Source organism: Vibrio genomosp. F10 str. 9ZD137, from assembly GCF_049974785.1.
In the GTDB taxonomy this organism is placed as follows: domain Bacteria; phylum Pseudomonadota; class Gammaproteobacteria; order Enterobacterales; family Vibrionaceae; genus Vibrio.
The window spans coordinates 1-8,376 of record NZ_JBNGCJ010000374.1 but is presented as its reverse complement, the minus strand read 5'-3'; the positions used below and the strand labels follow the sequence as shown (position 1 = coordinate 8,376).

General features: G+C 39.1%; 7 protein-coding genes, 1 tRNA gene and 1 pseudogene. 2 read left to right on the top strand and 7 right to left on the bottom strand.

Translation table 11 applies throughout. The annotated features are described in order from the left end of the window. The 3 genes from ACP45E_RS08370 to ACP45E_RS08360 form a co-directional block, all read right to left on the bottom strand. A partial coding sequence (locus ACP45E_RS08370; RefSeq protein WP_141707258.1) for a hypothetical protein occupies positions 1 to 1,168 on the bottom strand: 1,168 nt, incomplete at its 3' end. Positions 1,169 to 2,327: 1,159 nt separating this feature from the next. After that, positions 2,328 to 3,569, bottom strand: a complete 1,242-nt coding sequence (locus ACP45E_RS08365; protein ID WP_017039130.1) for an integrase domain-containing protein — start codon at positions 3,567 to 3,569, stop codon at positions 2,328 to 2,330. Between the two features lie 186 nt (positions 3,570 to 3,755). Continuing rightward, a tRNA-Val gene (locus ACP45E_RS08360) sits at positions 3,756 to 3,832 on the bottom strand. Between the two features lie 499 nt (positions 3,833 to 4,331). Between ACP45E_RS08360 and ACP45E_RS08355 the strand changes: the two genes are divergently transcribed. Continuing rightward, entirely contained in the window at positions 4,332 to 5,393 is a 1,062-nt protein-coding gene (locus ACP45E_RS08355) for a GGDEF domain-containing protein (protein ID WP_017034220.1), read from the top strand. 3 nt (positions 5,394 to 5,396) lie between these two features. Here ACP45E_RS08355 and ACP45E_RS08350 read toward each other — a convergent pair whose 3' ends face one another. Further along, positions 5,397 to 6,047 (bottom strand): DUF2726 domain-containing protein, encoded by a 651-nt coding sequence (locus ACP45E_RS08350; RefSeq protein WP_017034219.1) that lies wholly within the window; start codon positions 6,045 to 6,047, stop codon positions 5,397 to 5,399. A 214-nt stretch (positions 6,048 to 6,261) separates the two neighbouring features. Between ACP45E_RS08350 and ACP45E_RS08345 the strand changes: the two genes are divergently transcribed. Continuing rightward, a complete protein-coding gene (locus ACP45E_RS08345; RefSeq protein WP_017034218.1) occupies positions 6,262 to 6,447 on the top strand; it encodes a hypothetical protein in 186 nt (61 codons plus the stop codon). 164 nt (positions 6,448 to 6,611) lie between these two features. Here ACP45E_RS08345 and ACP45E_RS08340 read toward each other — a convergent pair whose 3' ends face one another. From ACP45E_RS08340 to ACP45E_RS08330, 3 genes and pseudogenes are all read right to left on the bottom strand, one after another. Then, positions 6,612 to 7,586: a chemotaxis protein gene (locus tag ACP45E_RS08340; protein ID WP_017034217.1), complete on the bottom strand. Its 975-nt coding sequence runs from the start codon at positions 7,584 to 7,586 to the stop codon at positions 6,612 to 6,614. Positions 7,587 to 7,613: 27 nt separating this feature from the next. Further along, positions 7,614 to 7,829, bottom strand: coding sequence for a hypothetical protein (locus ACP45E_RS08335; protein ID WP_017034216.1), 216 nt, complete (start codon positions 7,827 to 7,829; stop codon positions 7,614 to 7,616). Positions 7,830 to 7,959: 130 nt separating this feature from the next. Then, positions 7,960 to 8,376, bottom strand: a pseudogene (locus ACP45E_RS08330) (two-component system response regulator); the annotation flags it as partial.

The window sequence follows — 8,376 nt, the reverse complement described above, 5'->3', positions numbered from 1 at the left end:
TTAGCTGAATTCGGCAACAAAGCCCTTCGACACTGGAATTTAAAGATCTTAGGGACTTAAGTTGATGTTCATTGAGGTTATTGATGATAATGGGGTTTCTAAATGAATGACTTAGCATTTTATTGTTTTTACTATCTGAAGAAAATTGGTAAGCAATTTCTTCATCACCAAAGAAACCGCTTAGGTGTCCAATGGGTAAATAACCCATCGCATATAAAGCATCAATTTTTATCACTATCACTTTACTTCTCAGGTAGTCATTTAAGTGTCCTGAAAACTGAAGTTTCTGCTTGTTACCCGTATTGTCATACTGACGTACAGCAAGAGTGTAAGGCGCGTTAGAATGCGCTTTGTCTTTGACTACAAAATATTTTTCTAGAATATTTTTAACAGGACCTTTCTCCAGATTCCAATCAACGGCTATGAACACATCATAAGTACCATTAGGGTTTTTAGTGAACTTTGGCTTGTGCATCTTTAGTTTCGTTTCATGGATGAAATGGCCAAAAAAATTATCATCTATATCTCTAATAGCGAGTTCATAATCATTAGAATCTAGGGAAGCTAGTTGGAAGAGTGTGCCTTCTGCAAAGACCTGTTTGGTTGTCTCTCTATTTTTCTCAAGTTCATTCAAAATGCTTTGACGAGCGGCCATCAAATCAGTGCGGTTGGCTCCATCGTTGATGCTTTTGTTTAGTGCAATCAACTCACTGCGTAAACGACTGTTATCTTTTTCAAGAGAGGTAATTTGGGCTTTTCGCTCAGGATCGTTTTTTAGCTTAGATAAACCGTCACGGATTGTGTCTTTCGAGAGTTTAATTCGAGCATTTGTGGTTAAGACAACACTGCCAGAGTCATTTATTTTTTGTGAATGCTTACTGCTAATCACCTCTAAAAACCCTGCACTCAACACTCGTAATTGTTGATGCGTTAGTTTGTTATTTTTAATATCAAATGAGCTTTCCACGTATGACCCTGCATAATCGGAAGCCGTTTTTTTTGCGGATTCAATGGAGATGTTTTTTGCACTGACTAATGTGTCATTAGCCCCTAATGTATAATCATCCACTACATCCACGATTATTTGATTGTTATTATCCAACACTACATTAATCTCGGCATGTACATACATTGCCGATAGCCATAGCGCAAGCGTTATTACTCTCATATCACTACCTTATTGGTTACTAGTACTTGATATAATCTAACATATGTATTTTATTTCCAAACTCTCTACCAATTCACATATCGTCTATCTTCTTAGATATTACGACAAACTTTATGAATTATTAAAAACACTGAATAACAACCAAGAAAACCTCAATGAAGAATAATACTCACATGGAAAAAATCAACATTTAAATAAAAATATTTTATTTTTATAGCACTTGAAGAAATTAACATCAACCAATGTTCACTTTGAACATTTAAAATATTTGTCATGTTCACTTAAAACATTAATACTAGCCTATTGTTCATTTAAAACATTTAGTCTTCGTGAGTAGAAGTGATTATTAAAAATAACATACGTAAGTTTTAAAAAATATACAATCAACTAATTAACTTGTAATGTTTCATGGGAGTTAATTCTGATAATGACTAAATTGATAAGGTGAGTTGATTATTATTGTTTTAAAATACACCCTATATCATTAGGGTTCTTCAGTTCAGAATGTACTGACAATAAGCAGACTAAGTTCAGTAGTATTTGGGCTTGCAAAAGCCTTAAAACACCATCTAGATTAGTACCGTGATATAACCTCTCATGCAGTGTGAGGTAAAAACACACTATCAGATTATTAATGTACTTAGAATCACGTGAAAAATAGGCCTACATCTGTTATATTATTAATAGTGTTTAGAATCGTTTTTTCAAAGGGGACTAGAATGCATAGCCTTGATGTGTTTTTATTGATTGTTATTGGTTTCGGTCTTTTCTGTGTGAAAGCGGATAGCATAATTATATGGTGTGACAGGCAACTAGCAAAAGATGCACTTAAAAAGTACCAGGATAAGTAATTAGTCCAACAAGTTAAACCCGATCTTATTGCCTCACTACATATTCCTGCGTCAGTATTTCTAGCCTGAAACTATGTTAACACCATAGATCAGTATGATTTGATCGTACATTTGTGGTTTTATACTCATTTGATCAGTGTTAATGCTAAAGTTTGGTCATTATTATATACAAGACGAAGATCGTGACAAACTCCATGACTATCAGCCCTAAGCGTCTAATCCCAACAATCTAGACAAAAATGGCCCACCATCATTTATCAGATTACATCAAAAAACCGGCAAAGAGTTTGATAGTCGCAGTAGACAAACTACCCAACAACTTTTAAACCCTTTTTACCTGAAATAGACATGCTACCCGTTGCAGCCTCTTCGATATGCTTACTCCACCACGCCATTAAAACCTTTCGTCGTTCAAGGTAATCAGTGCGGTTGTATGCGCTTCTTACCTTATCTCTATCTACATGAGAAAGTGCAGCTTCAATAATGTCTGGATCAAAATTCTGTTCATTTAGAGTGGTACTAGCTAATGCGCGCAAACCGTGGGAAGTTTGCCTACCCTTCATGCCCATTCGTACCAATGCTTTATTTGCTGTCTCTTTGTTGATGTGATTTTTGTTACTTTTGTCAGCAGGGAAAAGGTATTCACTATCACCCGTGATGAAATCAATCGTCTCTAATAGGTCTAAAGTTTGTTTTGTTAAAGGAACAGTGTGTACCCTTCCCTTTTTCATTCTTTCAGCAGGAATAACCCAAAGCATCTTTTCTTTATCAATTTCATCCCAACGTGCCCCGGCCGTTTCAGCAGGTCTTGTCATGGTGTGAAGTTGCCATTCTAGCAAGCAACGAGTGATGGGTTTAATGGATGCGTAGTTGATTGTTTTGAGGAGCTCTGGAAGCTTGTCTGGAGCTAACGAAGCTTGGTTAGTTACCTTAGCTGTTTCAAAAGCTTTACCAATACCTGCGAGCTTATTGTGTTCAATCACACCCGTGTTTACTGCAAAGGTCATTATTTCATTTAGGTTACGACAGAGCCGCCCTACGGTTTCTAATTTACCTTGGTTTGCAATAGGTTTAATTGTTTTGATCGCTTGTGGTGCCGTAATATCACCAAGAGGAAACTTACCAAGATCAGGTAAGAGGTACTTCTCAATTCGTTGCTTTAGCTTCTTAGCCGTTTGCTCTTTGACGCTTGTTTTCTTCACTTCAATCCAGTCATCAAACACCGACTGTAACGTATTCGACAATTCTAACTGTTTTTCTCTGAGAGTAGTGTCACGGTGCTCTTTAGGGTCAATACCATCAGCGAGTAGCTCTCTCGCTTCAATCGCTTTGGTTCTTGCTTTGGCTAGTGAGACGTCAGGGTACTTACCTAAGGCTAGGTTCAAGCGCTTTCGTGAAATGGGATGATAGTAAGAGAAACGCCATAGTTTTGTTCCTATAGGCTTAATCTTCAATGATAATCCATCACCGTCACCTAAATTATATTCTTTCTCTTTAGGCTTTGCTTGTTTGATTTGAGTTGCCGTTAAAGGCTGTACTTTTTTCGCCATCGTAACCCCCTGAAGTAACCTCGAAATTGCTTAGATCTTAAAAGACTACTTCAGAGATTACTTTAAACGGTGGATTTTACAACACATCATGGAATCTCTTGGGACCAATGAATGGCTAAGAGCTTGATAAAACAAGGAATTACAGGCACAAAAAAGCCCACACTAGGTGGGCTCTTTCGTATAATGTGGTGCCCGCTACTGGACTCGAACCAGTGACACCTTGCATGTCATGCAAGTACTCTAACCAACTGAGCTAAGCGGGCATGCTTCACAAATCAAAGTTAATCAATATGTTACTTGAACTAACCTTTGCCTTGAGAACGAGGAAGATATTAACTATTCATTTGGCATGCGTCAACTGTGATATCGTATTTTTTATCGCAAACACGTTCGTTTGCCTACTTACTCAGCAAGTTGATTAACATCTCGTCACTCTCATGCCGTCGACCTTTGTTATCGTCAATGAATCTGAAGCTTAAATTGTTCCACATTGGCAAAACAATCGCGGATTTACTAATGGACAAGAAATATCAGGATCAGTGAGGTACACAGTTTCTGCTCAGTTTTGTTCATTTTTTGTGTTATTTTTCTTGCACATAGATATAAATCCAATTGCAAATCACCCTTTCTGCTTAGCAGAATGAATGCATTTCAATACACGTCACAAAAATGTGATATACATTCCAATACTAATTGCATATACCTTTAAAGTAACTATCATTCAGATTCGATCGAATAAAGATAAAACTGCTAGGAACCTTCATGGACGTGGATGCGTTAAGCAACTCACATAAGCTTCGCGCTGTTGTACTCACTTGGCTTAGCTTAGTACTGGCGTTTGGATCTTTGATCTTTGGTGCTTATAACTTTTTCATTTATAATGAAATTCTTCTAGCTAGCTGCCACTTGGTTTTTTCTTTTTACTCATTTTACCTCTTTTTCTTAGCAAAGCAGTTTCGTCACTCATACCGTTCAATTATTGTTTTCACCTCTATGCTAGCGTTCATTATTAGCTTAGCCACGTCCATATTGCCCTTTGAAAACGCGATTTTTGTGTGGGGCAGCTTTGTTCCCGTTTTCTTTTATCTTCTATTAGGAACCAAGCAAGGTTGCATAAGCACCGTGGTGTTTTTTCTGATTCAAACTGCAATCATTACAACAAAATCCAGTTTTGAGTCGGCATCTAGCAACAGCATGCTCGTACTTAATGTTACCGCTTGCTATCTCGCCGTTTGGGTCACCGCTCATATCTTTGAATCAAATAGGAAAAAGGCAGAGACAAAGTTGTCCTTGCTCGCATCAAAGGATTCACTAACGAACACTTATAACCGCCTAGCTTTAACCTACCAGTTTCCTAGCCTGCAACGAGCCGCCAATGCCCCACTGAGCTTACTCATACTAGACATTGACTTCTTTAAGCAAGTTAATGATCGTTTTGGTCATTCTACTGGCGATAAAGTTCTCATTGAAGTGGCTAAACTGCTTAGGGATACGATTGGGGAGTCTCAGGTGTTTAGAATTGGCGGAGAAGAGTTTTGCTTAACACTCCCCCACACTGACTTGTTCCAAGCGGAGCGTTATGCTGAAGCAATTAGAGAAAAAGTAGCGTCGCATTCGTTTACTGCTTTGCTTCCTTCCATTAAGGTAACGGTTAGCATCGGTGTTTGCGAGTGTAACCCAGTTGTCAGGCTAGAAGATGTCCTTAAGAAGGCGGATGTCGAATTATATCGTGCGAAGAAAAATGGCCGTAATCAGGTGATGGTGTGCTCCGAGCAAAAACACAGTGCGTTATCTTCTGTACCACTTGCGGCCAAGCTTGATTAATCCTTAATCCTCAAAAACCACATTATAGTTTTCAGTATAAGTACACTGCGGCTGGCGGCTACACGTAAAAAAGCGGCGACCTTTAAACTCCCCTTGGTTAGCCACTTTCACGACCATTGGGCTTCCGCATTTTTTGCAAAAACGGATTTCCTTGTCTGGTTCAATCAAATCTATGTGCGCGGCTAGCAAACGTCTTAATCGACCGACCTGATAGCTGTGTTTAATCGAAGTGCCTATCAATGGAATACTCGCAGACTGACAGACATGCATAAGTAGCTTCTGACGGTCCACTTTCCCTTTATCAAGTTCTCGGCCATTATCCAGTTCAATCGCTACTCGAACCTCTAGAGAGCGAGGATCACAGATAACAAAATCGAAGTAACTCTTTGCGATACGATTATTAGCGACAAACCAATTCTTTTTATCTGTCGCGACAGGCGTTAAAACATTAGACAGATTGACTTTAGCTAAAACGATACCATGTTCACCGACGGCTGCGACCAATGCATTGTATACCGCACTTTCTTGCACGCTAAGGATTGCCCCTTTACGCTTATACGCACTGTCTTTTATGCTCTCATTTTTTACTAGTCGCTTTTGTACAAAAACAAAAAACACAACCAAAAGTACGACAACTATGAAAATATTTTCCATTGCTACTTAAACTCTCAAATACGGTTAACTTATTAATTAATAAACGAAGTTGGCTGAAAGTGCCATTTATGTTGCTAATAATGGGAGATCAGCAATACTTCTTGTTTTCATGAAAATCACTGAATGTATGTCTTATTTGATCTGTATCATTCCCCACTTAATTGTGATCAATTATCGTAGTAATTGTTACACAAGTGTAAAGGTTAAATTTATTATGGAATTGAAACAAGATCCTCGTTGCTACACGGATGTCTGTGTCGATGGTTACTGGTATCACTACGATCACTGCACCACAAGAGCTTACGTATTGAAAGGTGGAAGTTCTCCTGAACTCATCTTGTCGAAAGAACCCAAGACCGAAGCTGAACTGATCTCTTTACTAAAGGGCATAGGAACATAACCCCACATAACAAAGCCCTATGCATAAAATGTATAGGGCTCTTTCAGGTAATACCAATCACGCTTACTTAGACCGATAGGTAGAACACAGATTCATTGTGCTTGGTTTATGTTTTCTACAATTAAACCCTTTTAGAGCGACAACCCTTGTGCACTGTTATACCGCTACGAAAATACGTATTTATCCATCATAGAGACCATTTTACCAATCTCTGGTTTGGTTATCGTATCATTTGCGCCTAATGCCAGGGCTTTAGAGCGGTTGTCTTCGCTCATTAGAGATGAAAACATGACAATAGGTGTTGCCGAATAAGCCGGTGTTTCTCTCAAGCGTTTAACTAAATGCATGCCATCCATTCTTGGCATTTCTACATCAGTAACCACCGCATTGATAAGCTCATCAACAGAGATATTTTCACTCGCCGCAACTTGCGCTATCTCCATCAATTTTTCGTGGGCTTCTCCGCCATCTTTACACGCAATAATATTGTACCCAGACGATCCAAGGGTATCTTGAATAAGACTACGAATAAACGCTGAGTCATCAACGACCATGATAGTCTTAGCGTTACGCTTGGTGACAATTTTCTGGTTCAAATCGACCGAGCGATCAACCGTCACATCGTATTTTTCCATACTAAGCTCAGGGTTAATGTCCGCGATGATTTTTTCAAAATCCAAAATCATGATCAGATTACCGTCTTTTCTGACCACAGCCACCACGCAATCTTGCTCGCCAGCTTCTAAAAACTGACTCGGAGACTCAACATCATTCCATGAAATACGATGAATACGGCTGATACTGTCAATAAGGAAGCCATTGGTCATGCGATTAAAGTCAGTCACTATGACAAACTTTTTCTCTAATTCAGCTTTCGTGGGTACACCTAACCAACCGGCTAGATCAACCAAGGGCGTCAATATATCGCGGGAAGAAAAAACACCAACCATATGAGGCTGGGCGTTAGGGTAGTCTGTGGTATCGGGCACTTGAATTACTTCACGTACTTTCGCAACGTTTATCCCGTAGTAGCACGTTTTAGTGCTCCCATCAGGCAACTGCTTTTCCAAATGAAACTCAATAATTTCAAGTTCATTGGTACCACTCTCAGTTAAAATTGTACTGCTGCTCTGGCTCATGCTGTCACATCTGTCTTCAAAGTAGAATTATTGGTATTTATTAATAATAGCATCGTATTGGTTAATACCACTGTCATTAATACTAGTTTTAACCTTATCAATAGCTTGTTGCAACTCATCAATAAGGTTTGTATCGACATCTTTGTTGAAAGCATAATAAAGCTCGCCTTCTTTCAATACGCAAATTGCAATACTCAGCGGTAAATGATACCGATTAAATGGAACAGACGATGTCGAAATCATCCACTTTGACCCTGCTTATGACATCCAACCTTTCGCCATATTCTCTCATCGTCGGCTCAAAATTAAACGTTCCTAATACTGCTACTCTAACATCGTTTGATCGTTAGAAATCTATGTCGAACAAAGTTGATTATCGCATGAGTTTTTTATAGCAACGTTCTGGCCTTCCCACTGTTCCATAGTTTAGGTCTGCTTCTAATTCTCCGGAGCTGATCAAGTATTCAAGATAGCGTCTAGCCGTGGTTCGGCTTGCTCCGATACTTTCACCGGCTTCATCCGCCGTTAAACTCGCGGGTTGCAAAAACAAATTTCTAATTTTGTCTAACGTAACACTATCGATACCTTTTGGCAGTCGTTGGGCACTGTTTTCCGTCGTGTTCGAAGATTGCAGCATTTTATCGACTAAGTTTTGATTCAAATCATCGGCGTTACTGAGTTCACTTTTCTGTACATGATATTTTTTAAGTGCGGCTTCGAGACGAGGAAACATAACCGGCTTGAGTAAGTAATCGACCACGCCTCCACGCATTGCTTGTTGCAACGTATA

Bases quoted from the DNA above. Each gene is read 5' to 3' on its own strand.
- ACP45E_RS08365 (WP_017039130.1), bottom strand. From the start codon at position 3,569: ATGGCGAAAAAAGTACAGCCTTTAACGGCAACTCAAATCAAACAAGCA.
- ACP45E_RS08355 (WP_017034220.1), top strand. From the start codon at position 4,332: ATGGACGTGGATGCGTTAAGCAACTCACATAAGCTTCGCGCTGTTGTA.
- ACP45E_RS08350 (WP_017034219.1), bottom strand. From the start codon at position 6,047: ATGGAAAATATTTTCATAGTTGTCGTACTTTTGGTTGTGTTTTTTGTT.
- ACP45E_RS08345 (WP_017034218.1), top strand. From the start codon at position 6,262: ATGGAATTGAAACAAGATCCTCGTTGCTACACGGATGTCTGTGTCGAT.
- ACP45E_RS08340 (WP_017034217.1), bottom strand. From the start codon at position 7,586: ATGAGCCAGAGCAGCAGTACAATTTTAACTGAGAGTGGTACCAATGAA.
- ACP45E_RS08335 (WP_017034216.1), bottom strand. From the start codon at position 7,829: ATGATTTCGACATCGTCTGTTCCATTTAATCGGTATCATTTACCGCTG.